Origin of the sequence: Campylobacter sp. CNRCH_2007_0968H (assembly GCF_025773245.1) — a bacterium.
In the GTDB taxonomy this organism is placed as follows: Bacteria; Campylobacterota; Campylobacteria; order Campylobacterales; family Campylobacteraceae; genus Campylobacter_D; species Campylobacter_D lari_D.
In genome coordinates this window covers 1-600 of record NZ_JAKMTQ010000058.1, presented here as the reverse complement: position 1 = coordinate 600, position 600 = coordinate 1, and the positions used below count along the sequence as shown (strand labels likewise).

Sequence of the window (600 nt, the reverse complement as noted above, 5' to 3'; positions counted from 1 at the left end):
TGCATTTAATGCAAGTAGGTTAATTTGATCAGCAATATCACCTATTATAGAAGTAACATTTTTAATCTCTTCACTTTGAGCAATAACTTCACTAGTTTTATGAGATACATTTTGCATAGAAGAAGTAATCTCTTCTAATGCTGCTGCTGTTTCTTCTAAAGAAGAAGCTTGAGAAGATGAAGAATCTGTTAAGTCTTTAACAGCACTTTGTAATTTACCACTCTCATCTGCTAATAAAGAAGCAAATTCAGATGATTGTCTTAACATAGCTACTATTTCTTGACCTAATACATTAGTAGTTACTTCAACTCCACCTTTAGCATTTTTAACTTCAGTAGTAAAGTCTAATGCCTTATAGCTATCAAATACTCTATTGATTTCATTCATATTAGAACCAACTTTTGCTTGTAATACATCAAGCATATCATTTAATACATTTTTTAATTCTATTAATTGAGGATTAGCAGGAATTGCTGTTATTCTTGCTGTTAGATTACCACCTTCTATTTCTTTAGCTGTATCAACTGATTGTTCTACTGCTTTAGCATCTTGTTCTAATGCATTTTTAGTTTTAGTGATGTTTTCATTGATGGCTTTGGC

At 30.7% G+C, this 600-nt stretch carries 1 pseudogene; it reads right to left on the bottom strand.

Annotated elements, in window-relative coordinates:
* Positions 1-600 (bottom strand): annotated as a pseudogene (locus L8Y18_RS08630) (methyl-accepting chemotaxis protein); the annotation flags it as partial.